The organism is Amycolatopsis sp. A133, from assembly GCF_031082405.1.
Classification (GTDB): domain Bacteria; phylum Actinomycetota; class Actinomycetes; order Mycobacteriales; family Pseudonocardiaceae; genus Amycolatopsis.
The window spans coordinates 188,498-209,549 of sequence record NZ_JAVHJU010000057.1 but is presented as its reverse complement, the minus strand read 5'-3'; the positions used below and the strand labels follow the sequence as shown (position 1 = coordinate 209,549).

Below are 21,052 nucleotides of genomic sequence, written 5' to 3'. Positions count from 1 at the left end.
CCATGGAGCAGTACGAACTCGACGCCGTCAAGCGGATCACGACCCGGCCCGCGCGCGGCTACCGGACGCTGGCGGTGCGCGGCCTGACCCCGGTGCTCGGCGCCGAGGTCACCGGCCTCGACCTGACGCGCGAGCTGACCGAAGAGCAGCTGACCGAGCTGAAGACGGCCTTCCTGGACCACCACGTGCTGGTGTTCCGCGACCAGGACATCACGGTGGAGGACCACAAGCGGCTGGCCGCGAGCTTCGGCGAGCTGCGCCCGGTGAACCCGCCGCCCGAGCACGGCGACCCGTACATCCTCGAGGTCGCGACCGCTCCGGAGTCGGCGAACGTGTTCGGCAACGGCTGGCACGCCGACGGCACCGCCGACGCCGAGCCGTCGCTGGGCTCGATGCTGCACATCACGCGGATGCCCGAGCCGGGCAGCGGCGGCGATACGCTGTTCGCGAACATGCACCTGGCGTACGACATGCTGTCGCCGAAGCTGAAGGAGCTGCTGGCCGGGCTGACCGCGATCCACGACGGCGCGCACGCCTTCCGCGGCCACAAGATCCCGGCGGGCTACGAGCCCCCGGTCACCGAGCACCCGGTGGTGGTGCGGCACCCGGAGACCGACCGGCCGCTGCTGTACGTCAACCCGGCCTACACCTCGCGCATCCCGCAGCTGTCGGCCGACGAAAGCCAGGCGGTGCTCGACCTGCTGTTCTCGGTCGTGCCGAACCGGCCGATGCTGGCCTGCCGGGTGCGCTGGGAGCCGGGCACGCTGGTGTTCTGGGACAACCGCTGCGTCCAGCACCACGCGACGTACGACTACTACCCGCACACCCGCTTCGGCCACCGCGTCGCGATCAACGGCGGCCCGCTCAAAGGCTGATCCACCGTCCTCTTAGGAGCCCCATGTCGTCCGAACCCGTGGTGGACGTCCGCGATCCGGCCGTCCTCGACGACCCGATGCGCGGCTACGACCGCATCCTGGCCGAGTCGCCGGTCTGCCGGGCGCGGCTGCCCGGCGGCGCGGAGGGGTGGTTGATCACCCGGAGCGAGGACGTCCGCGCCGTGCTCGCCGACCCGGCCGTGCGCAACGATCCCACCGGCCTGCCGGGCCAGGGCGCGCAGACGCAGGAGGAGGCGTTCCTGGCGCTGGGCACGCCGCCGGAGCACCTGCCCTACCTGCGGGCGAGCCTGCTGAGCCTCGACGGCGCCGAGCACACCCGCCTGCGCCGCAGCATCAGCCACGCCTTCGGCGCGTCGCGGGTCGCCGCGCTGCGCCCGCGGGTGCAGCAGATCGTCGACGAGCTGCTCGACGGCCTCGGTTCCGGGACCGTGAACCTGCTCGACGAGTACGCCTACCCGCTGGCGATGGCGGTGGTCTGCGAACTGGTCGGGGTGCCCGAAGCGGACTGGGCGGACTGGTGGCGCTGGGGCAAGGTGCTCGTCGACGGCGACCCGGCGCGCATCACGCCGACGCTGGGCGAGATGTTCGCCTACTGCCACGCCCTGGTCGACCGGCGCCGGGCGGACCCGCGGGAGGACCTGCTCAGCGAGGTCGTCGCCCAGGAGGACCTGACCGACGTCGACATCGTGGCCCTGGTGGTGTTCCTGGTGCTCGCCGGCCACGAAACGATGGCGCACATGCTGTCCAACGCGGCGCTCGCGCTGATGCGCGACCCCGCCCAGCGTGCGCTGCTGCGCACGGAGCCGCAGCTGTGGCCGGCGGCGGTGCGCGAGCTCGTCCGCACCGACGGCCCGGTCCAGCTGGCCCGCTTGCGGTACGCGGCAACGGATCTCGAGGTGGGCGGGGTGCGCATCAGCGCGGGCGACGCGCTCCAGGTGGTCCTCGGAGCGGCCAACCGCGACCCGGCGCAGTTCGAGCACCCGCACCGGGCGGACGTGCGCTGGCAGGCCGAGCACGGCGGCCGCGAGGGCAGCGTCGGATTCGGGTGGGGGCCGCACTTCTGCCTGGGCGTCGCTTTGGCGAAGGTGGAAGCGGAAGTCGCGCTGCGCAGCCTGTTCGACCGGTTCCCGGCGGTGCAGCCGGTGGCCGAGCCGGAGTGGGTGCCGTTGCCTCGGGGCCGGCACCGGGTCGCGCTGGAGGTCCGGTTGCGCTGACGCCGGGGGGTCGGCGACGGCTCAAGCGCCCCAATGTGGCGTTCGGTGCGCCCAACGCACCCAATGCGGCGTTCGGTGCGCCCAACGCACCCAATGCGGCGTTCGGTGCGCCCAACGCACCCAACGCGGCGTTCGGTGCGCCCAACGCACCCAACGCGGCGTTCGGTGCGTCCAACGCAACCAACGCCACATTGGGGCGCCTGGGGCGCTCGGGCACCGCAGGGCACCGACCCGCGCCGGCGCCCTAGCCCGTGCCGGCGTAGAAGCCGACCGGCATGGTCAAATCCGCGCTCGACGCTCCGCACTCGAGCATCCACAGCGCCGCCGCCGGACCGAGACTCCGGCCCAAAACCCCGAGCGCCGCCGGGTCCGGGGCCACCGCCCGCGCCCGCTCCACCCCTCGCACGAACCCCTCCGGGTCCCAGCCCGCCGCGTCGCCGTCCCCGAGTGACCGCGCTCCGCCCGCCAGCGCCGCCGCCGGCAGTGGCTCCGCCACGCCGAGCAGGCCGTGTGTGCGCTCCCCGGCCAGCACCCCCATCCAGTGCGAACTCTCCGGCGTCGGCCGGGGGCCGGTCCAGCGGGGGCGGCCGTCCATGTCCGGCAGGCTTTCCGGCGCGCCGGACACCGCCCAGCGGCCGGCCCACTCCACCGCCAGCCCGGGTGCGCTGCGCGTGGCCGGGTTGTGGAAGCGGGCCATGTCCCACCGGTTGCCCACCGCCACCGCCGCGACGTCGCGGTGGGGCCAGACCCGGGCTTCCCACCAGAATCCCCACGGGAACGCCGCGGTGTGGCCCCACCACCAGTCCTCGCCCAGGTCCGGGTCGGCCAGCTCGAACGTCAGGCCGGAGAACGACCGGACGCCGTGCTGGCTCGGGCGGGGCACCCGCGGGGTCACCATGGCCGCCAGCGACTCGGGGCCGACGAGCCCGCGGTCGCCGCCGGCGGTGCGCAGCAACGACTGCAGCAGCCGCCCGAAGTCGGCGACGCTGGTGTACATCCCGACGCCCGGGTAGGCCGACGTGCGCAGCGGCGGGCTCGGCAGGCACCAGTCGCCGAAGGCCATGTACCCCGTCGCCCGGTCGCGGGAGCCGGTCGCCCACGGCCGGTGCGTGCCGTCGTCGATGGTCGTGTCCGGCATTCCGGCCGCGGCGAACACCTCGCGGTGGACGCGGGCGCCGTACGGTTCGCCGCTCAGGTGCTCGACGGCGCCGCCCAGCACCCCGACCCCGAAACTGGAGTACGAGTACGGCCCCGGCGCCGTCACCAGCGGCAGCACCCCGCCGTACTCGACGGCGCGGCCGGCCTCGTGGCGGCGCCGAACGTAGCCGAGCACCGGCTCGGCCGGCGCCGTGCGCGCCGTGGCGGTGACGATGTCGCCGTAGTAACCGCCCTGGTGGGCGGCCAGCATGGCCGTGGTGACGGGCGGCGCGTCGCGCCCGCGCAGCCCGGCGGGCAGCACCTGGTCGATCGGCGTGTCCAGGCCGGCCGCGCCCGCCTCGACCAGCTGCAGGAAGGCCAGCCCGGTGACGGGCTTGGTGAGCGAGCCCGCCGGCGCGACCGTCCCGGCGGTCATCGGCACCCCCGCGGCCAGGTCCGCGAACCCGGTCGCCGTCGCCCGGAGCTCGGTGCTGGTCGCCACCGCGACGGCGACCCCCGGAGTTCCGGTGACGGCGGCGAGCCGCGGCAAAACCGTGTCGAGCGCCGAAATCACGTCGTCGAGCATGCTCCCCCTTGCCCCGCGGACGCCTCCGTCCGCCGGAGGAAGGAGATCGAACACTATCGCGGCCGGGTCCCGGATCCGGCGGAGCCGACGCGGACGGGCACCGATCCTGCCCTTCGTCGCCGGCTCAGCCGAACAGCGACAGGTCGACGGAGCCGGCCAACGCCCGGTACCCGGCGTCGTTGCCGTGCAGGTGGTCGCCGGCGTGGAAGTCCTCCCGCATGCGGCCGGGGTGGTCCGGGTCGCGCCAGACGGCGTCGAAGTCCAGCACGGCGTCGAACGCGTCCCCGGTGCGGATCCAGTCGTTGACCGCTTGGCGGGCGCGCTCGCCCTCCGGGGTGTAGGCGTCCGCGCCCTCGAACGGCGCGATCGTGGTCGCGTAGACCCGCACTCCCCGTTCCTGTGCTCTCGCGGCCAGCTGGCGGTAACCGGCGATGATGTCGTCCACGGTCACCGGCGCGCCGGGGAAGGCCTTCAGGAAGTCGGCCAGGGCCTCGTCGTCACGCGGGGCGAAGGAGATGCCGATGTCGTTGCCGCCCAGGGAAAGCACCACCCAGCCGAGGCCGGGCGTCGCCAGCACGTCCCGGTCGAAGCGGGCCAGTGCGGAGGGACCGATGCCGTCGTTGAGCAGCCGGTTGCCGCTGATGCCCTGGTTGACCACGTACCCGCCGGCGAGCCGCCCGGCCAGCAGTTCCGGCCAGCTGTGGTGGGTGTCCGGGGTCGACCCGGCGCCGTCGGTGCGGGAGTCGCCGACCACCACGACGGCCTTGGCCGGAGCGTCGGGGAGCACTTCGACGGCGGAGATCAACGCCCGCACCGGCAAGACCCCGGCGTTCTCCGGTAGCGCGGGAGCCGCGACGGCGTTCCCCGGGATCGTCCAGCCGGTGTCGAGGACGGGGTCGTGGCAGGTGCAGGTCTCCACGCGCTCCGGCAGGTAGAGGCTGACGGACAGCTCCGCCAGCGCCGCCACCGGCAGGTCGGCCGGGTCGCTGAGCATCGGCGCGCCCGCCGGGACGGTGCCGGACGCGGCTCCCGAGAACGTCAGCGCGCACCCCGCTTCTACGCCGCCGCCGGGCGTCGCCAGGCCGATCCGCGCCGCTGCGATGGTGACCGGCCCGGTCCCGAACTCGTTGGTGAAGCGGACGCGCACCCGGCTCCCGCCGCCGCTGAGGCGCACGACCTGGCGCAGCGTCACGTCGGCGAGGGGCGGGTGGTCGTCGAGCGAGCCGAGCCCGTCGTGGGGGGACTGGGGCGACGCACCCCAGCTGCGAACCCAGCCGTTGTCCTGGTCGGTCATCTGCTGCCTCCATCGGTCGTTGCGAACGTCCGAAGGCTGCGGCGAGCCGCTCACACGGGACGAACACGGCGCTGACACGGCCGCCCTGGTTCGAGGTCGTGCGGGTAGGCGCGCGAAGATCGGGGGATGGACGGGCGGGCACGGCTTCGCATCACGGTGCTCGGCACGTTCCGGGTGACCCGCGGTGACGCGGTCCTGCCCGTGCCGGGCGCCCGGCTGCAGGGCCTGCTCGTCCGGCTGGCGCTCGCCGGCGGCCGCGCGGTCGAGCCGGGCGTGCTGGTCGACGCCGTCTGGGGGGAAGAGCCGCCGTCCGGACCCGCCTCCGCCCTGCAGACCCTGGTCTCCCGGCTGCGCCGCGCCCTGACGCCGGACGGCGCGGCCGGTGGCGTTCTCGTCCAGGTCGCCGGCGGCTACCGGCTGGCGGTGGAGCCCGCCGACGTCGACGCGGTGCGCTTCGAACAGCTCGCCGCGACCGGCCGGGAACAGCTGCGGGCGGGCGATGCGGAGGCCGCGTGCGCTGCCCTCGCCGAAGCCGTCGCGTTGTGGGGTGAGCACGCCGGCGCCGAACCCGCGGTCGTCGCCGCGGTCGCGCCCACGGTGGCGACCCGGCTGGCCCGGCTGTCGGTCGAGGCGGTCGCCGACCTCGCCGGCGCCGAGCTGGCGCTGGGGCGGGCCGAGGCGGCCGCCGCCCGGCTGACCGGGCTGCTGGCCGAGCACCCGGTCCACGAGCGGGCGGCCGCGTTGCTGATGGACGCGCTCGCCGCCCAGGGACGCCAGGCCGAGGCACTGGCCGGTTACGAGCGGGTCCGCCAGGCCTTGGCCGACGTTCTCGGTGCCGACCCGGGCACTGCGCTGCGGGAACGCCACCTGCGCCTGCTTCGCCCCGCGGAGCCGGTCCCGGACACCCCGGCCGCCGAACCCCGCCGGAGCCGGCCGTCCCCCCTGCCCGCGCCGCTGACCAGCTTCATCGGCCGCGACGACGACCTCGCCCGCATCGGCGCCCTGCTCGCCGCCGGACGCCTGGTCACCGTCGTCGGTCCCGGGGGCGCCGGGAAGACCCGGCTCGCGCTGGAGGCCGCCCGCCGCCACGGCCGCGGCTACCGCGACGGCGTCCGGCTCGTCGACCTCGCGGCCGTCACCGAACCGGCGAAGATCGCCACGGCCGTGCTCGCCGGGATCGGGCTGCGCAGCGGCGCGCTGTTCGACGCCCGCCGCCGGCCCGAGGGTGCCGAGCTGGACGTCCTGCTCGGCGAGCTCGGCGGCCGGGAGAGCCTGCTGCTGCTCGACAACTGCGAGCACCTGATCGACGCCGTGGCCCACCTGGTCGCGACGCTGCTGCCCCGCTGCCCCGGGCTGCGGGTGCTCGCCACCAGCCGCGAACCCCTCGCGGTCGACGGCGAGGCACTCGTGCCGCTGGCCTCGCTCGCCCTGCCCGCTCCGGAAGACGGCGTCGAGCAGGCCCGGACGGCGGCTGCGGTGCGCCTGTTCACCGAGCGGGCGGCCGCCGTGCGTCCCGGTTTCGACGTCGGCGAAACCACGCTGCCGGACATCGTGCGGGTGGTGCGCGGCCTGGACGGCCTGCCGCTGGCCCTGGAGCTGGCCGCCGCCCGGCTGCGGACGCTGTCCCTGCCCGAGCTGGCCGGCGGGCTCGCCGACCGGTTCCGGCTGCTCACCACCGGCAGCCGCACCGCACCGGCCCGGCACCGCACCCTGCGCGCGGTCATCGCCTGGAGCTGGGACCTGCTCGACGAGCACGAACGCACGGTCGCGGACCGGATCTCCGTCCTGCCCGGCGGCGTCACCGCCGCCTCGGCCGCCGCCGTCTGCGCCGGCACCGCCGTGCCCGCCGCCGGGATCCCCGACCTGCTCGCCGCCCTGGTCGACCGGTCCCTGCTGCAGCTCGCGCCCGGCACCGGGCGCTACCGCATGCTCGAAACCATCCGCGAATACGGCATCGACCGCCTGACCGCCGCCGGCGAGCTCGGGACGGCCCGCGACCTGGCCGCCGTGCACTTCGCCGAGCTGATGGCGCGCCACGATCCCGAGCTGCGCGGGCCGGGCCAGCTGCGTGCCATGGAAACCATCGGCGCCGAGTACGACAACACCCTCGCTGCCCTCCGCCACCGGTGCGCCACCCACGACGCCGCCGGCGCGATCACCCTGGCGTTGTCGCTGACCTGGTACTGGCAGATGTTCGGCCGCCACTCCGACGCCGACCACTGGCTCGGCGAGGCCCTGGCGGTGCCCGGCGGCGGTCCGACGCCCGAACGCGACTGCGCCCGGGCCGTCTACCTGCTCAACCGCGCGGACATCCTGTCCGGGATCACCGCCGGGCAAGCCGCGGCCGACCGGGTGGAGATGCGGGAGCTGGCCGGCAGGCTGCTCGCCGACCGGCAGCTGCCGGGTCACTACCGGGTGTTCGGCCCGGTCCTGCTGTTCCTGCTGGAGGACAAGAGCGCGGCCGCGCTCTTCCGGCAGCTGGCCGACGGCGACGACGGGTGGCTCTCCGGGCTGGCCCACCGGTTCCAGGCCGAGATCGCCGAGAACGCGGGCGCACTCGACCGGGTCCGCGTCCACGTCGAGGCGGCCTTGGCCCGCTTCCGGCAGGCCGGCGACCGCTGGGGCCAGGCCGCCACGCTGCCGATGCGCGCCCAGCTGCGGCGCTACGACGAACTCGACGGCGCGCTGGCCGACCTGGGCGAGGCCCGGACGCTGGCGGGCGAGTTCGGTTCGCTCAGCCTGGGCGATCAGTTCTACAACGACCTGCGCTGGATCGACCTCCACCTTCGCCGCGACGACACCGGCCAGGCCATGGCGATGATCCACGCCGCCCGGGAGCGGGCGTTGCGGACGCCTTCGGTGGAGATGCCGGTTCTGATCGACGCGTGGGAGGCCGGCTTGCGGGTGCGGCTCGGCGACCTGGACCGGGCCGAAGCCCTGCTCGACGCCGCCGAACGCCATCTGCGCGGCACCACCGCGTTCCCTTCGGACCACGCGCGGGCCTTGGTCGGCACCGCCCGGGCCGCGTGCTGCCTGGCGCGAGACGACCGGGCCGGCGCGGACAAGGCGCTGCACGAGGCGTACGCGGCCGCGCTGGCCGCCGGGGACCGGCCGATCCTGGCGCTGGTGACGGTCGGGACGGCCGCGCTCGCCGAAGCGCTCGGGCGGCCGGCGGAGGCGGCCGTGCTGCTCGGGATCGCCGCCCGCCTGCGTGGCGCGCACGACCACACCGATCACCGGGTCCGGGAGCTGACCCGCCGGGGCCGGGCCGCGCTGGGCGAGGAAGGGTTCGCCGCGGCGTACGCGGAAGGCTGGGAGCTGGACGTGGAATCCGCCGTCGCCGCAGCGGACCCGGACTCGCTGACCCGCACGTAGTGTGAGCGCCGTGTGCGTCGCGTGTGAGTGACGGCGGCCAGTCTCGGGGTTCACCTCGAGAAGGGAAATCGTCGTGCATGACGTGGTGATCGTGGGGGCAGGCCCGGTCGGGCTGTTCCTCGCCTGCGAACTCGGCCTCGCGGGCTGCTCGGTGCTGGTGCTCGAACGGGAGCCGGAGCCGCGTTCTCCGTGGCGGAGCTTCCCGCTCGGCATGCGGGGCCTCTCGGCCGGGTCGGTCGAGGCCTTCTCCCGGCGCGGAATGCTGGAACCGCTGCTGACGGCGTCGGGCGTGGACGAGCGGCCCGGCGCGGACGAGCCGGCGCCCCCGCGGTCGGCCGGCCATTTCGCCGGGACACCCCTCGACCCGGCCGACGTCGACCTCGCCCGCCTGCCCTACCGGCTGCCCGGCCCCGCCATGGACGGCATCATGACCAGCCTCGACGCGGTCGAGGAGGTGCTGGCCGAGCGGGCGGGCAAGCTCGGCGTGGAGATCCGGCGCGGCGCCGCGGTCACGGCCGTCACCCAGACCGGCAACACCGTCGCCGTCCGGGCCGGCGAGCGCGAGTACCGGGCCCGCTGGCTCGTCGGCTGCGACGGCGGGCGCAGTGCGGTGCGCCGGCTCGCGGGCTTCGACTTCCTCGGCACCGAACCGCAGCTGACCGGCTACCTCGCGCTGGCCACGCTCGCCGATCCCGGGCAGCTGAGTCCGGGCTTCACCCTGACCCCGGCGGGCATGTACCTCACGATGTCCGGCCCCGGCCACCTCGGCGTGCTGGACTTCGACGGCGGCGCGTACGACCGGTCCCGGCCGCCCACCCGCGAGCACCTGGAAGCGGTGCTGCGCCGCGTTTCCGGCACCGACGTGACGCTGACCGGCTTGCACTTCGCGTCCAGCTTCACCGACCGGGCGATGCAGACGAGCACCTACCGGCGGGGCCGCACCCTGCTCGCCGGGGACGCCGCGCACATCCACTCGCCGCTGGGCGGGCAGGGGCTCAACCTCGGCATCGGCGACGCGGTGAACCTCGGCTGGAAGCTCGCGGCGACGATCCGCGGGGACGCCCCGGAGGGCCTGCTCGACACCTACACCAGCGAACGCCACCCGGTCGGCGCGAAGGTGCTCGACTGGTCGCGCGCCCAGGTGGCGGTCATGCGGCCGGACCCGCACTCCCGCGCGATCCAGGCCGTGGTGCGCGATCTGCTTGCGACCCGCGACGGCACCACGTACGCCTTCAAGCGCACCTCGGGTACGTCGCTGCGCTACGAACTCGGCAGCGAGCACCCGCTGGTCGGCCACAACGCGCCGGATTTCCGCCTGGTGGACGGAATCCGCCTCGGCGACCTGCTGCAGGACGGCCGCGGGGTCGCCCTCGACTTCAGCGCCGACGGGCGCCTGCGCGACGCGGTGCGGCACCACGGCGACCGGATCCGGTACGCGGCCGGCCCGGCCGTCGACGACCTCGGCTTCGGCGCGGTGCTGGTCCGCCCGGACGGCATCGTCGTCTGGGCGGGCGACCGCGTCCCGGACCGCGGTTCGTTCGGCGACGCCGTCACCCGGTGGTTCACCGGCGGGGAGCCTCCGCGGGCAGGAGCTCGCTGAGCAGTTCCCGCACCCGGCGGTCGATCTCGTCGCGGATCGGCCGGACGGCCTCGATGCCCTGGCCCGCGGGGTCTTCGAGCTGCCAGTCCAGGTACCGCTTGCCGGGGAAGACGGGGCAGGCGTCACCGCAGCCCATGGTGATCACGACGTCGGCGGCTTCGACGGCGCCGGTCGTCAGCTTCTTCGGGACCGCGCCGGCCAGGTCGAGCCCGAGCTCGGCCATCGCTTCCCGCACGGCGGGGTTGATGCTGCCGGCGGGAGCCGAGCCGGCCGAGCGGACCTCGACGGCGCCGCCCGCGTGGTGGGCGAGCAGCGCGGCGGCCATCTGGGAGCGGCCGGCGTTGTGGACGCAGACGAACAGGACTTCAGGCTTGCCGGACACGGGGATCCTCACGGTCGATGGGGAAGCGGCGGCGCAGGGCGAGGGAGACGTAGACGAGACCGACGAGCACGGGCACTTCGATCAGCGGCCCGACCACCCCCGCGAGGGCTTGGCCGCTGGTGGCGCCGAAAGTGGCGATCGCGACGGCGATGGCGAGTTCGAAGTTGTTGCCCGCGGCGGTGAACGCGAGTGTGGTGGTCCGCTCGTAGCTCAGTCCCACGGCTTTTCCCAGAGCGTAGGAGCCGGCCCACATCAGTCCGAAGTAGACGAGCAGGGGCACCGCGATGCGGGCGACGTCCAGTGGCCGGCCGGTGATCTGGTCGCCCTGCAGGGCGAAGAGGACGACGATGGTGAACAGCAGCCCGTACAGCGCGACGGGTCCGGCCTTCGGCAGGAAGTTCTCCTCGTACCAGGCACGGCCCTTGGCGCGTTCGCCGAAGCGGCGGGTCAGGTAGCCGGCGGCCAGGGGGATGCCGAGGAAGATGAGCACGCTCTTGGCGATCTGCCACCCGGACACCGCGAGGCCGGCTTGCGGGAGACCGAGCCAGCCCGGCAGGACGGCGAGGTAGAACCAGCCGAGCAGGCCGAACGCGACGACCTGGAACACCGAGTTCAGCGCGACCAGCACGGCGGCGGCTTCGCGGTCGCCGCAGGCGAGGTCGTTCCAGATGACGACCATGGCGATGCAGCGGGCGAGGCCGACGATGATCAGCCCGGTCCGGTACTCCGGCAGGTCGGGCAGCAGCAGCCAGGCCAGCACGAACATCAGCGCCGGACCGGCCAGCCAGTTCAGCACCAGCGAGGGCCAGAGCAGCCGTCGGTCGCGGGTGACGGCGCCGAGCCGGTCGTAGCGGACCTTGGCCAGCACCGGGTACATCATCACCAGCAGGCCGAAGGCGATCGGCAGCGAGATCCCGTCCACCTGCACCGCGGACAACGCCGTGTTCAGGCCGGGCACCCCACGGCCGGCCAGCAGCCCGGCGACCATCGCGGCGGCGATCCACACCGGCAGCAGCTTGTCCAAGGTGGACAGCCGCGGCGCCGGCGTCCGCGTGCCGGCCGCGGTCACGCCGTGACCGGTTCGCCCGTGGTGGTCAGCACCGCCGACAGCCGCGCCAGCACCTCGGGGTGCACGCGGTAGTAGATCCAGGTGCCGCGGCGGTCCCCCGTGATCAGCCCCGACTCGCGCAGCACCTTCAGGTGGTGGGAGATGGTCGGCCCGGTCAGGTCGAAGGCGTCGGTCAGGTCGCACACGCACGCCTCGCCGCCGGCGTGGGAGGCGATCAGCGACAGCAGCCGCAGCCGCACCGGGTCGGCCATCGCCTTGAACAGCTGCGAGAGCTGGACCGCCTGCTCCTGGCTCAGCGGCTCCCTCGCCAGCGGCGCACAGCAGGCGTCCATCGCGACCAGCGGCAGTTGCTTCGACATTTCTCTATATTGACAGACTTCCAGATAGCGGGCAAGCTGAGTGCACTCTGCTTAGACAAACATCTATCCAAGGAGGCAGCGACGATGTCCAGGGTGCAACTGGCACTGCGGGTCGGCGACCTGGCGGGCTCGATCGACTTCTACTCGAAGCTGTTCGGCACCGAGCCGGCCAAGCTCCGGCCCGGCTACGCGAACTTCGCGGTCGAGGAGCCGGCGCTGAAGCTGGTGCTGCTGGAGGGCGAACCCGGCCAGGAGACGGCGCTGGACCACCTGGGCGTGGAAGTCGAGTCCACGGACCAGGTCGACGCGGCGACGAAGCGGCTGACCGGCGAAGGCCTCGAGACGCTCACCGAGGACGACACCACGTGCTGCTACGCGGTGCAGGACAAGGTCTGGGTCCACGGGCCGGGCAAGGAGCCGTGGGAGGTCTACACGGTGAAGGGCGACTCGGCGACGTACGGGAGCGACAGCGCCGCACTGGCCACCCCGGCGACGTGCTGCACCCCGGACGCGGAAACCGGCGCGGCGGCCAAGCCCGCGGGCTGCTGCGGCTGAGGGCCGGAGCCGGTGCGCAATCGAGGGGCGCACCGGCTCCCCCGCCGTTTAGGTGCCGACGCGCGTGCTGCGGCGTTCGACCATGACGACGTCGCGCCAGACGCCGCGGTGCCGGCCGACGCGTTCGCGGATGCCCACCTCCCGGAACCCGGCTCGGCGGTGCAGTTCCCGGCTGGCGGTGTTCTCGGGGAACACGCCGCTCTGGATCGTCCAGATCCCCGCGGTTTCGGTCGAGGTGATCAGGGCCGCCAGCAGGGCTTGCCCGACTCCGCGGCCCCGCGCCTCGGGATCGACGTAGACGCTGTGCTCGACGACCCCGTCGTAGACGCAGCGCGAGGACAGGGCGGAGACCGCCGCCCAGCCGATGACCCGCCCGTCCCGGCCGAGGGCGACCAGCCGGTGCTCCGGCAGGTGGGCGGCGTCCCAGGCCGGCCAGCCGGGCGCGGCGGTCTCGAAGCTCGCGTGCCCGGTGTCGAGGCCGGCTTGGTGGATGCCCAGCACCCGGTCCGCGTGCCCGGCCGTCATCGCCACCACCTCGACCGGCTTGGCGGCGCGGATGATCGCAGACTGGAGACGGTCCCCGACCTCGTGGGTGACGCGGACGTCGATGCCGGCGAGCCCCGCGTCTCGCAGGAGCTTTCGGTACCGCTCGGCGGTGAGCGCGCCGCCGACGCATTCGACGGCGCCCGCCCTCGTCGCGCGCTCGGCGTCGGTCAGCGTGGCGTCGGCCAGGATGTCGGTGATCCCGAGGCGGCCGCCGGGCCGCAGCACGCGGGCGATCTCGCCGAACACCGCCGGCTTGTCGGCCGACAGCGCGATGACGCAGTTGGAGATGACGACGTCGACCGAGGCGTCCGGCAACGGGATCCGCTCGATCGTGCCCTTGACGAATTCGGCGTTCGGGACGCCGGCCTGCTCGGCGTGCCGCCGGGCCAGGGTGAGCATCTCGTCGGTCATGTCCAGGCCGATCGCCCGGCCGCCCGGCCCGACGCGGCGGGCGGAGAGCAGGACGTCCAGCCCGCCGCCGGAGCCGAGGTCGAGCACGGTCTCGCCGGGCTTCAGCTCGGCGACGGCCAGGGGGTTGCCGCAGCCGAGGCTGGTCGCGGTCACCTCGGCCGGGACCTCCGCGCCGGCGTAGTGGACGGCACCGAGCCGGTCGGCGTCCCCGGCGCCGGTGAGCATCCCGGTTCCGTCGCCGGCGAGGGCTTGCCGGGCCGCGGCGGCGTACCGGTCACGGACGGCGTCCCGGTCGGGGTTCATCGCGCCTCCCGGGAGGCGGCTTGGGCGAACGACCGGACCCCGCGGCCCATGACGACGTCCGCGGCGCTCGGGAAGCAGGACACGCACTGTTCGTTGACCCGGTAGAGCCGGGCGGTCCCCCGCGGCTCCCCGAGCACGAACCCGGTGTCGGCGAGGACTTTGAGGTGCGCGGAGACGGTGGACTGGCCGACGCTGACCCGTTCCACGACTTCCCCCACCGTCATCGGGCCGCCGGTCTCGGCGAGCAGGTTGAGGATCTGCACCCGCGTCGGATCGGCCAGGGCGCGAAACCACCCGGCGTAGGTCTCGGCGGTACTCCGATCCAGCACGGCAGCCCCTTTCATCGTCCATCGACGATAGACGATGAAGACGGCTTTGCCCAGGCTGAGCCGCGCTTACTCGGCGTCGAGGAGCTCCGTGGGCAGCCCGAGGTGCTCGACGATCCGCTCCACAGCGTCGCCGACCCGCACGAAGTCCTCCCCCAGCGGATCCATCACCAGACGGCGGACGGTGGCCACGTGCCCGGGCGCCGAGGCCGCGAGGTGTGCCCGGCCGGCGTCGGTCAGCGTCGCCGTCGTGAAGCGGCGGCCCTGGCCGGTGCAGACCTCGCGCCGCACCCAGCCGCGGTTTTCCAGGCGCGCCACCGCGTGCGAAATCCGCGGCAGTGATCCGTTGGCCATCTCCGCGATCTCGCTCATCCGCAGGCTTTCCCCCGGCACCACCGAGAGCCGGGCCAGGATCATGTAGCCCAGCAGCGTCAGGTCGGCGTCGCGCAGCAGCTGGCTCTCCAGCGCGCCCGGCAGCGTGAGCAGGACCTTCGCGAGGTTGATCCACGCACGCCGCTCGTCTTCGCCGAGCCAGCGGACCGGCTCCTCTTCGCTCACGCCCTTGACTTTAACACGCAACCCAACCTACCGTTTGGGTTTAACACGCAACCCAAGGAGCAGCGATGACCACCATCCCCAAGCCGGCCACGGCCACCGTCCTCCGGCTCGGCTTCGCCCTGCTGGCGGCCGCCGCGGCGAACACCGCCATCGCGCTCGGCGCGCTCGCGCTCGACGACGGCGGGATCGGCATGGGCCTGTCCCCCGCCTCCTACCTGCCCGCCACCGCCGCCGGGCTGCTGCTGGGCACCGTCGGCTGGTTCGTGATCGCCCGCCGCGCCCCGAAGGCGCTGCGCGTGGCCGTCCCCGCTGCCCTCGTCTTGACCTGGGTCCCGGACCTGCTGCTGTTCAACGCGGGCGCCACCGCGGCCAACGTCTTCGGGCTGATGCTCATGCACCTCGTCGTCGCCACGGCCGTCGTCGCCGCGCTCCGCCCGACCCTGGCCCCGGCCCCGGCCGCGGACGGCGTGCCGACGGCCGGCTAGCTCCGGCTAGCTCGCCGAGAGGACCGTGCGGGCGCTCAACCGGCCCTTCTCCGGCGCCCGCCTGACCCGGCCGGCCGCGACCGCCGCGGTCAGCGCGCCGACGGCGTCCTCGGCGCGGTAGATCGTCTCGAGCAGCGTGAACCGCTGCAGCTCGGCGACCGTGCCGGAGCCCCGGCGGCCCAGTTCCGCCTGCAGCGCCCGCCGCAACGGCAGCAGCTGCGGGGTGAGCGAGATGTCGACCAGCGTGCGCTCGGCGTCACCCGGGTCGCGGTACCGGATGCCGGCGAACTCGTCCACCGCCCACAGCTCGTTCTTGAACGTCGCCAGGTGCCGGCTGTCCGCCGTCGCGAAGATTAGCACCCGCGCGCTCCCGTCCTCGGCCACCAGGTCCACGGCCACCGCGCACGCGAGTCCCGCCGCCCGCAGCCGCTCCCGGTGGTCCGTGCCCGGCTCGGCCACGAGCACGACCTCGTGGGCCTTGCCCCGCACCAGGGATTCCGGCCAGGCGCCGGACAGGTGCGCCAGCATCGGCCCGGCGGCCTCGACGTCACAGAGGCTCGCGACCGTCCGCACGGCCAGTCCCGCCGGTGCCCCGCCCGGCGCAGCCCGGCCCACGAGCACCGCCTCCAGGTGGTGGCCGTCCAGCCGGTCGGCGAACTCGCCGAACACACCGAAGGCGTCGGCCGCGAAGTCGCCGCACTCGACGTACGTGCCGCCGCGCGGCGAGCGCAGCACGGTCGCCGTCCACGCGTCGAGGTACCGCACCAGCACGTCACGCTCGACGGAAACGTGCGGGTCGGGACGCCCGGCGCGCTCGGCCACGCTTCCGGTTGTACCGCACCCGCCCGCCCGTCACCAGACCCCGAGATCGAAGCGGCCGGTTTCGATTTCCGGGGAAACCCCCGGCCGGCCCCGCCCCTGACCGCCGGGCTCTCAGAGTTCTCCCAGAACCTCCCGGGAACCGGCCAGGCGGGCGGGCCACGCTCGCCGCATGACGATCGAAATACGCGGCCTGACCAAGCGGTACGGGCCCGACACCGTGGTGGACGACCTGTCGTTCACCGTCGAACCCGGACAGGTGACCGGATTCCTCGGACCGAACGGCGCCGGCAAGTCCACGACCATGAAGATGATCGTGGGCCTGGCCGCGCCGACCCGGGGCACGGTCACCGTCGGCGGGCGCCGCTACCGCGACCTCCCCGTGCCGCTCGCCGAGGTGGGCGCCCTGCTCGACGCCGGTGCCGTCCACGGTGGCCGGAAGGCCTTCGACCACCTGCTGGCCCTCGCGGTGAGCAACGGCCTCCCCCGGCGCCGCGTCGGCGAAGTGCTCGCCCGGACCGGGCTGGAAGGCGTGGCGGGCAAGCGGGCCGGCGGGTTCTCGCTCGGGATGCGGCAGCGCCTCGGCATCGCGGCGGCCCTGCTCGGCGACCCGCGGGTGCTGATCTTCGACGAGCCGGTGAACGGCCTCGATCCCGAAGGGATCCGCTGGATCCGGGACTTCATGCGGTCCCTCGCCCGCGAAGGCCGGGCGGTGCTGGTGTCCAGCCACCTGATGAGCGAAATGGCGCAGACCGCCGACCACCTGGTCGTCATCGGCCGGGGGAAGCTCGTCGCCGACACCGCCGTGACCGAGCTCGTGCGCGGCGAGGGCACCGTGCTCGTCCGCACCCCCGACCCCGGCCTCGCGCGCCTGCTGGCCACCGCCGGGGCCACCGTGCGGGAAGGCTCCGAGGCTTCGCTCGTGGTCTCCGGCATGACGAGCGCGGAGATCGGCAAGCTCGCCGCCTACCACGGCGTCGTCCTCGCCGAGCTGACCCCGCAGCGCGTCTCACTGGAAGACGCCTTCATGGAACTGACCAAGGACAGCGTCGACTACCAGGGGGCCACCGCATGAGCGTGCCCTTCACCCGCTCCGTCCGCGCGGAGTGGATCAAGCTGCGCAGCCTGCGCTCCACCTGGTACACCGTGGCGTGCCTGTTCGCGGTCGGGCTCGGCATCACCGGCCTCGCCATGAACGCCGCCGCGAAGCAGTACCCCGGCGACGAGCCGTGGGACCCGACCGGGCGCAGCCTGACGTCCTACATCGTCGCGCAGCTGATCATCGGCGTGCTGGGCATCCTGATCGTGACCGGCGAGCACGCGACCGGACTGATGCAGACGTCGCTGATCGCCACGCCGCGCCGGCACCGGCTGCTGGCGGCCAAGGTGGTCGTGGCCGTCGCCGTCGCCGTGGTGGCCGGCCAGGTGCTGATGTGCGCCGCCTTCTTCCTCGGCCAGGCCGTCCTCGCCGCCCACGGCGTGCCGCACGCGGGGATCGGGGATCCCGGCGTCCTCTCCGCCGTGGCGGGCGGCGGGCTCTACCTGGCGGCGATCGCGCTGCTCGCGGCCGGGCTCGGCACGATCATGCGCGCCACGGCGGGTGCGCTCGCCACGCTGGTCGGGATCGTCTTCCTGGTCCCCGCCCTCGCGGGCCTGTTCCCCTCGTGGGTGCAGCAGCTCTTCTTCTACTGGCCGACGCTCGGCGCGTCCGCGGTCCTGAAGACGGTGCCCGACCCGGACTTCCCGCACCCGTGGCTGAACCTGGCCGGGATGTGCGCCGGGGTCGCCGCCTTGCTGGCCGCCGCGTTCGTGGTCTTCCGGCGCCGGGACGTCTGATGCGGGAAGCGGGCCGGGGACTGGTGGCGGCCGTCGCCGCGCTGCTCGCCATGGCCGTGGTCGCCGCGGCCGGGCTGGCCCTCCTGGGCGCCGGCCGCGGCGGGGACCTCGGCGCACTGACCGCGGCGGCCGTCGCACTGGCCGTGGGCGGCACGGCGGAGGTCGGGGCGACGCCGGCGGCCGGGCTCCCGGTCGCCGTGCGGGGCGGCATCGAGGTGATGCCGCTCGGGGTTTCCCTGGCGGGCGCGGCGGTCCTGGCGTGGCTGCTGCTGCGGCGGCGGGAAAGCGGGCTCCTCGTCCGCGGCGCCGTGGCGGCGGTCGCCTTGCCGATCGGCCTGTGCGCTTTCGCTTTGCCGGCGCGGGGAAAGCTGCCGCTGCCGGACGGCGTCGCGACCGGCGGCTGTGTCCGCAGCGGCGGTTCGCCTCGCCTGCCCCGGTCCGGCGCGCTGGACGCCGGGTTCTCCGTCGCGGCCGGGCCGACGGTGGTGGGCGCGGCCGTCTGGACGCTCGTGGTGCTCGCAGCGTGCTGGGCCGTCACCCGGTTCCCGGCCCTCACCAGGGTCGTGAGTGGTAAAGCGGGTTCTAACCCGCCTTACCACTCACGACGCCGTCGGGGCCGGCGCACTTTGTGGTGGCTCGCGGGCGGGAGCGCGGTGCTGGGCGTGGCCGCCGCCTGGGCGTTCGGCGGCCCGGCCGCGGCCGGGGCCGTGCTGCTCGTCCTGCCCCAGCTGGTGTTCGGGGTGCTGCTGCTGGGGCTCGGCGTGCCGTGGACGGTCACCACCACGGGCCTGGCTTCCTGCGCCCCGGACCTCCCGCCGGGTGGCCTGGCGTCTTGGGTGACGGCGGCGGTGCTGCTCGCGTGCGGCGTCGCCGCCCGAAGCCGGCGGCCCGGCGACCCGCTGCGCCGGGCCGTGGTGAGCGCCGCGCGGCTCGCTCCGGCGGCCGCTGCCGTGCTCGCCGCCGGGACGCTGCTGTCGCGGGCTTCGCTCGAAGTCGCCGTGAGCGCGTTCGGCATGTCGTTTCCCGTCTTCGACGCGCGGTTGACGGCGAACCCGCTGCTCGCGCTGGTGGCCGGGCTCGCGGGCGGAGCGGTAGCCGGCTTCGCGGGCTCCCTGCTCGCCGACGGGATCTCCGTATCCTCGCGGGCATGGAAGCGATGACGTCCCGGCTGCTGGTGGTGGACGACGAGGCCACCGTGCGCGAGCTGCTCTCCGCCGCGCTGCGGTTCGCGGGCTTCCGGGTGACCTCCGCGGCGACGGCGGGGGAAGCCGTCGCCGCGGCCACCGCGGAGCCGCCCGACCTGGTCCTGCTGGACGTCATGCTGCCGGACATGGACGGCTTCGAGGTGGTCCGGCGGCTGCGCGAGCGGCGCCCGGGCCACGGCGCGCCGGTGCCCGTCCTGTTCCTCACCGCGCGGGACCGCCCGTCGGACAAGGTCACCGGCCTCTCCCTCGGCGCCGACGACTACGTGACGAAGCCCTTCGACCTGGCGGAGCTGATCGCGCGGATCCGCGCGATCCTCCGCCGGACGGCGGGTCACCCGGCGGGTGTGCTCACGGTGGGCCCGCTCGCGCTCGACGCCGAGGGCCACCAGGTCACGCGCGAGGGAGAGGTCGTCCGCCTGTCCGCCACCGAGTTCCGGCTGCTGCGCTACCTGATCGAGAACGCCGGGCGGGTGGTCTCGAAGGCGCAGATCCTCGACCGCGTGTGGCGTGACGACTTCGGCGGGGACGCCGGCATCGTCGACACCTACATCTCCTACCTGCGGCGCAAGATCGACACCGGGGAGCCGAAGCTCATCCACACGGTGCACGGCGTCGGTTACGTGCTGCGGGAGCCCCGGCGGTGACGCGGCTTTCCCTGCGGGCCCGGCTGCTGCTGCTCACCGCGGGCCTGCTGCTCGCCGGCCTGACCCTCATCGGCGCGCTGGTTTCCGGCCGGCTGGAGCGCTTCCAGCTCGACCGCCTCGACGGGCAGCTGCGGTCGATGACCGAGCTCATCTCCCTCACGGCGGGGCCGCCCCCGGCCGCGAACCCGGCCGTGCGGCCCGATCTCGTCGATCCCGCGCTCGAGCTGTTCGGGACGCCGTACGTCGTGTACTTCGACGCGAGCGGCGCGGCGGCGGGCGGGCTCCATTCGTCGCGGGTGGACGGTGCGACGCTGCCGTCGCTCGACGCGCTGCGGACGGTCCCGGCCGGCGGGGCGGCGGTCGACCTCGACGCCGCCGACGGGTCGCAGCGCTGGCGGGCCATCGCGCGGCCGGCCGTCCGCTGGGGCGGGACGGTCGTTTCGGCCGCGCCGCTCGCCGAAGCGGACGCCACGATCGCGCAGCTGCGGACGAGCAGCCTGGTCACCGGCGCCGCGCTGCTCGTCGTGCTGACCGCGGCCGGCTGGTTCGCACTGGGCCGCGGCTTGCGGCCGTTGCGCCGGATCGAGCACACGGCCGCGGCGATCGCCGGCGGCGACCTCACCCGCCGCGTCCCGGACCTCGCGTCGCCCGGGACGGAGATCGGGCACCTGGCGGCGTCGCTCAACACCATGCTCGGCCAGCTGGAGGGGGCCTTCGCCGACCGGGCCGCGTCCGAGGCCCGGATGCGGACCTTCGTCTCGGACGTCAGCCACGAACTGCGCACACCGCTGTTCGGCATCAAGGGTTCCACGGAGCTCTACCGGATGGGGGCGCTGACCGGACAGTCCGATGTGGACGAAACGATGCGCCGCATCGACCGCGAAGCCACCCGGCTCACCGCGCTGACCGAGGACCTGCTGTTGCTCGCCCAGCTCGACGAGGCCCCCGAGGAACACCTCGACCGGGCACCGATGGACCTGCGCACCCTCGCCGTCGACGCCCGCCACGACCTGCGGGCCCTCGACCCGGCCCGCCCGGTTTCCCTGACCGGGCCGGGCGGTTCGGGCCTGCCCGGCCCGGCCCCGGTCGACGCCGACGAGGCCCGGCTGCGTCAGGTCGTCACCAACCTCGTCGGCAACGCGGCCGCCCACACCCCACCGGGCACCCCCGTCCGCATCGGCGTGGGCACGGCGGACGGCCGCGCGGTGCTCGAGGTGGCCGACGACGGCCCGGGAATGACGGCCGAGCAGGCGAGCCGCGTGTTCAACCGCTTCTACCGGGCCGACCGCTCCCGGACCCGCACCCCGGGCGCCGACGCGGGTCTGGGTCTGGCGATCGCCCGGTCACTGGCCCGCGCCCACGGCGGTGAGGTGGAGCTGGAGACCACCTTCGGCGAAGGCGCCTGTTTCCGGCTGGTGCTGCCGTTGGCGGACAACGAGTCCACGGGCTGAC

20 protein-coding genes are annotated in these 21,052 nt (G+C 74.5%); 11 read left to right on the top strand and 9 right to left on the bottom strand.

All coding sequences use genetic code 11. From position 1 onward, the window contains the following. Window positions 1-2 precede the first annotated feature (2 nt). Together Q5425_RS33540 and Q5425_RS33535 are read left to right on the top strand one after the other, a co-directional pair. Entirely contained in the window at window positions 3-875 is an 873-nt protein-coding gene (locus Q5425_RS33540) for a TauD/TfdA family dioxygenase (protein ID WP_308676365.1), read from the top strand. Between the two features lie 23 nt (window positions 876-898). Next, window positions 899-2,110: a cytochrome P450 gene (locus tag Q5425_RS33535; protein ID WP_308676364.1), complete on the top strand. Its 1,212-nt coding sequence runs from the start codon at window positions 899-901 to the stop codon at window positions 2,108-2,110. 244 nt (window positions 2,111-2,354) lie between these two features. Here the strand turns inward: Q5425_RS33535 and Q5425_RS33530 are convergent, their stop codons facing one another. Beyond that, window positions 2,355-3,833: a serine hydrolase domain-containing protein gene (locus Q5425_RS33530; RefSeq protein WP_308676363.1), complete on the bottom strand. Its 1,479-nt coding sequence runs from the start codon at window positions 3,831-3,833 to the stop codon at window positions 2,355-2,357. Between the two features lie 124 nt (window positions 3,834-3,957). Further along, window positions 3,958-5,127 (bottom strand): SGNH/GDSL hydrolase family protein, encoded by a 1,170-nt coding sequence (locus Q5425_RS33525; RefSeq protein WP_308676362.1) that lies wholly within the window; start codon window positions 5,125-5,127, stop codon window positions 3,958-3,960. A 126-nt stretch (window positions 5,128-5,253) separates the two neighbouring features. Between Q5425_RS33525 and Q5425_RS33520 the strand changes: the two genes are divergently transcribed. Both Q5425_RS33520 and Q5425_RS33515 read left to right on the top strand, forming a co-directional pair. Further along, window positions 5,254-8,502: a BTAD domain-containing putative transcriptional regulator gene (locus Q5425_RS33520; protein ID WP_308676361.1), complete on the top strand. Its 3,249-nt coding sequence runs from the start codon at window positions 5,254-5,256 to the stop codon at window positions 8,500-8,502. Between the two features lie 73 nt (window positions 8,503-8,575). Further along, a complete protein-coding gene (locus tag Q5425_RS33515; RefSeq protein WP_308676360.1) occupies window positions 8,576-10,102 on the top strand; it encodes an FAD-dependent monooxygenase in 1,527 nt (508 codons plus the stop codon). Here the strand turns inward: Q5425_RS33515 and Q5425_RS33510 are convergent. Genes Q5425_RS33510 through Q5425_RS33500 form a run of 3 tightly spaced genes read right to left on the bottom strand, consistent with a single transcriptional unit; the run spans window position 10,065 to window position 11,912 of the window. Further along, on the bottom strand, window positions 10,065-10,484 hold the full coding sequence (locus Q5425_RS33510) for an arsenate reductase ArsC (RefSeq protein WP_308676359.1): 420 nt from the start codon (window positions 10,482-10,484) through the stop codon (window positions 10,065-10,067). The two genes, Q5425_RS33515 and Q5425_RS33510, sit on opposite strands and share 38 nt — an antisense overlap. After that, window positions 10,468-11,553 carry an ACR3 family arsenite efflux transporter gene (gene arsB, locus Q5425_RS33505; protein ID WP_308676358.1) on the bottom strand — a complete coding sequence of 362 codons (1,086 nt, stop codon included), beginning with the start codon at window positions 11,551-11,553 and terminating at the stop codon, window positions 10,468-10,470. Before arsB ends, Q5425_RS33510 begins: the two co-directional genes overlap by 17 nt. Continuing rightward, entirely contained in the window at window positions 11,550-11,912 is a 363-nt protein-coding gene (locus Q5425_RS33500) for a metalloregulator ArsR/SmtB family transcription factor (RefSeq protein WP_308676357.1), read from the bottom strand. Before Q5425_RS33500 ends, arsB begins: the two co-directional genes overlap by 4 nt. A gap of 84 nt (window positions 11,913-11,996) precedes the next feature. Between Q5425_RS33500 and Q5425_RS33495 the strand changes: the two genes are divergently transcribed. Further along, window positions 11,997-12,467 carry an ArsI/CadI family heavy metal resistance metalloenzyme gene (locus Q5425_RS33495; protein WP_308676356.1) on the top strand — a complete coding sequence of 157 codons (471 nt, stop codon included), beginning with the start codon at window positions 11,997-11,999 and terminating at the stop codon, window positions 12,465-12,467. A 48-nt stretch (window positions 12,468-12,515) separates the two neighbouring features. On the opposite strand, the gene Q5425_RS33490 is transcribed toward Q5425_RS33495, so the two are convergent. The 3 genes from Q5425_RS33490 to Q5425_RS33480 all read right to left on the bottom strand — a co-directional run bounded on the left by Q5425_RS33490 (window position 12,516) and on the right by Q5425_RS33480 (window position 14,611). Continuing rightward, entirely contained in the window at window positions 12,516-13,727 is a 1,212-nt protein-coding gene (locus tag Q5425_RS33490; protein WP_308676355.1) for a GNAT family N-acetyltransferase, read from the bottom strand. Next, window positions 13,724-14,056, bottom strand: a complete 333-nt coding sequence (locus tag Q5425_RS33485; protein WP_308676354.1) for a metalloregulator ArsR/SmtB family transcription factor — start codon at window positions 14,054-14,056, stop codon at window positions 13,724-13,726. The genes Q5425_RS33490 and Q5425_RS33485 overlap by 4 nt, the downstream gene beginning before the upstream one ends. Window positions 14,057-14,122: 66 nt before the next feature. Further along, a complete protein-coding gene (locus Q5425_RS33480; RefSeq protein WP_308676353.1) occupies window positions 14,123-14,611 on the bottom strand; it encodes a MarR family transcriptional regulator in 489 nt (162 codons plus the stop codon). Window positions 14,612-14,676: 65 nt separating this feature from the next. Here Q5425_RS33480 and Q5425_RS33475 point away from each other — a divergent pair, with 65 nt between their 5' ends. Then, on the top strand, window positions 14,677-15,096 hold the full coding sequence (locus Q5425_RS33475; RefSeq protein ID WP_308676352.1) for a DUF6069 family protein: 420 nt from the start codon (window positions 14,677-14,679) through the stop codon (window positions 15,094-15,096). Between the two features lie 6 nt (window positions 15,097-15,102). Here the strand turns inward: Q5425_RS33475 and Q5425_RS33470 are convergent, their stop codons facing one another. Continuing rightward, window positions 15,103-15,918: a hypothetical protein gene (locus tag Q5425_RS33470; RefSeq protein ID WP_308676351.1), complete on the bottom strand. Its 816-nt coding sequence runs from the start codon at window positions 15,916-15,918 to the stop codon at window positions 15,103-15,105. A gap of 169 nt (window positions 15,919-16,087) precedes the next feature. Here Q5425_RS33470 and Q5425_RS33465 point away from each other — a divergent pair, with 169 nt between their 5' ends. From Q5425_RS33465 to Q5425_RS33445, 5 genes are read left to right on the top strand one after another with little or no spacing between them, the layout of a single operon-like run. Next, the gene (locus Q5425_RS33465) at window positions 16,088-16,990 is read left to right on the top strand and encodes an ATP-binding cassette domain-containing protein (protein ID WP_308676350.1); all 903 of its coding nucleotides are present in this window, start codon (window positions 16,088-16,090) and stop codon (window positions 16,988-16,990) included. Beyond that, window positions 16,987-17,751 carry an ABC transporter permease subunit gene (locus Q5425_RS33460; protein ID WP_308676349.1) on the top strand — a complete coding sequence of 255 codons (765 nt, stop codon included), beginning with the start codon at window positions 16,987-16,989 and terminating at the stop codon, window positions 17,749-17,751. Before Q5425_RS33465 ends, Q5425_RS33460 begins: the two co-directional genes overlap by 4 nt. Beyond that, window positions 17,751-18,911 carry a streptophobe family protein gene (locus Q5425_RS33455; RefSeq protein WP_308676348.1) on the top strand — a complete coding sequence of 387 codons (1,161 nt, stop codon included), beginning with the start codon at window positions 17,751-17,753 and terminating at the stop codon, window positions 18,909-18,911. Before Q5425_RS33460 ends, Q5425_RS33455 begins: the two co-directional genes overlap by 1 nt. Continuing rightward, the gene (locus Q5425_RS33450; RefSeq protein WP_308676680.1) at window positions 18,908-19,600 is read left to right on the top strand and encodes a response regulator transcription factor; all 693 of its coding nucleotides are present in this window, start codon (window positions 18,908-18,910) and stop codon (window positions 19,598-19,600) included. Before Q5425_RS33455 ends, Q5425_RS33450 begins: the two co-directional genes overlap by 4 nt. Beyond that, window positions 19,597-21,051, top strand: a complete 1,455-nt coding sequence (locus Q5425_RS33445; RefSeq protein WP_308676347.1) for a HAMP domain-containing sensor histidine kinase — start codon at window positions 19,597-19,599, stop codon at window positions 21,049-21,051. Before Q5425_RS33450 ends, Q5425_RS33445 begins: the two co-directional genes overlap by 4 nt. Window position 21,052: the final 1 nt, after the last annotated feature.

What these genes read in the sequence shown, in the direction of transcription:
- Q5425_RS33460 (WP_308676349.1), top strand. Translation starts at nt 16,987, where the DNA reads ATGAGCGTGCCCTTCACCCGCTCCGTCCGCGCGGAGTGGATCAAGCTG.
- Q5425_RS33525 (WP_308676362.1), bottom strand. Translation starts at nt 5,127, where the DNA reads ATGACCGACCAGGACAACGGCTGGGTTCGCAGCTGGGGTGCGTCGCCC.
- Q5425_RS33465 (WP_308676350.1), top strand. Translation starts at nt 16,088, where the DNA reads ATGACGATCGAAATACGCGGCCTGACCAAGCGGTACGGGCCCGACACC.
- Q5425_RS33455 (WP_308676348.1), top strand. Translation starts at nt 17,751, where the DNA reads ATGCGGGAAGCGGGCCGGGGACTGGTGGCGGCCGTCGCCGCGCTGCTC.
- Q5425_RS33450 (WP_308676680.1), top strand. Translation starts at nt 18,908, where the DNA reads ATGACGTCCCGGCTGCTGGTGGTGGACGACGAGGCCACCGTGCGCGAG.
- Q5425_RS33520 (WP_308676361.1), top strand. Translation starts at nt 5,254, where the DNA reads ATGGACGGGCGGGCACGGCTTCGCATCACGGTGCTCGGCACGTTCCGG.
- Q5425_RS33475 (WP_308676352.1), top strand. Translation starts at nt 14,677, where the DNA reads ATGACCACCATCCCCAAGCCGGCCACGGCCACCGTCCTCCGGCTCGGC.
- Q5425_RS33495 (WP_308676356.1), top strand. Translation starts at nt 11,997, where the DNA reads ATGTCCAGGGTGCAACTGGCACTGCGGGTCGGCGACCTGGCGGGCTCG.
- Q5425_RS33500 (WP_308676357.1), bottom strand. Translation starts at nt 11,912, where the DNA reads ATGTCGAAGCAACTGCCGCTGGTCGCGATGGACGCCTGCTGTGCGCCG.
- Q5425_RS33530 (WP_308676363.1), bottom strand. Translation starts at nt 3,833, where the DNA reads ATGCTCGACGACGTGATTTCGGCGCTCGACACGGTTTTGCCGCGGCTC.
- Q5425_RS33490 (WP_308676355.1), bottom strand. Translation starts at nt 13,727, where the DNA reads ATGAACCCCGACCGGGACGCCGTCCGTGACCGGTACGCCGCCGCGGCC.
- Q5425_RS33535 (WP_308676364.1), top strand. Translation starts at nt 899, where the DNA reads ATGTCGTCCGAACCCGTGGTGGACGTCCGCGATCCGGCCGTCCTCGAC.
- Q5425_RS33540 (WP_308676365.1), top strand. Translation starts at nt 3, where the DNA reads ATGGAGCAGTACGAACTCGACGCCGTCAAGCGGATCACGACCCGGCCC.